1 protein-coding gene is annotated in these 967 nt (G+C 58.0%); it reads right to left on the reverse strand.

Going from position 1 to position 967, the window contains the following annotated elements; translation table 11 throughout:
- A partial coding sequence (locus AC01FP_RS17840) for a DNA methyltransferase (RefSeq protein ID WP_474482111.1) occupies window positions 1-862 on the reverse strand: 862 nt, incomplete at its 3' end.
- Window positions 863-967: the final 105 nt, after the last annotated feature.

Genomic DNA, 967 nt, shown 5'->3' on the forward strand with positions numbered 1-967 from the left:
TGGCGCACGCATGCCGCACCAGAAATTGCTCTAGCAACTCCTGAAGATCGGCACGAGCCTCAGCTGCAGAGAAATCCATCTCCTCCTGCACCGTTGGAGTACCACCAAAGAGGTCTGCCTGGACCTGCTGGGCTTTTGCGCGTAGTCCTTTGAGGCGGCGCTCCTGTTGTTCAATCGCAGCATCCACCGCCTGATCAATCTTCAGCAGACTGCCAAGGTGATCAGCTCCTCGAAGAGCCTGCAGGATTTTGCTGGTGAACTCTCCAGCAATCCCCGTCTCAGCCTCAATGTCGGATCGAAGCTCAACTAAGGCTGGATCGTCATCGGGAAGGTCCGCAAGCCTCAGGTTTGGAGCCACCAAGTTGAGCTGTTCAGGCTCGATCTCAAGGCAAAGCGATTTGCCTTTCAGCCACAGTGATGCAGCGGCGATTTGCACAGCCCGAGAATCAATGTCGATCCCATGCAGCGTGTGAGCCAGTAAGTGCTCCACAATCTCCTGCTCGCTCCATTCGGGGGAATCCTGCAAGCCGCGATGCCTGGCTTCCTCCTGGAACAGCGCCAGAAGCAGGCCCAGCGCCACCACCAGGAAGTGGCCTGACCCCACCGCTGGATCAAGGATCTTCCACTCGCGAACGGAATCAGGAGCCAGCTCAACAGCTTGATCGGGGATCTCCTGATCAGGTAGGAAGTAAGCCCAACGCCGTTCTTCCTCGCTCTCCAGCGGCATCAGCTCTGTGAGGCTCACTTCACCCGCAGCACGCTTGGCACGCCACTCAATGCGGCGCGCCTCCAGCAGCTGCAACGTCCCATTCGTCTGCACCTCTGGTGCCCAGCCGTTCTTTTTGCAGAGCGTGAACCACATCAGGCCCAGGCTATTCTGCAGCATCCAGTCCGGTGACTTTCAGGAAAGTTGTCACTCCTTGGCTGCCATTCAGGCGGCCTTGATTAAGGGTAGCGCCATGAGCGG

The organism is Cyanobium sp. NIVA-CYA 375, assembly GCF_056108345.1.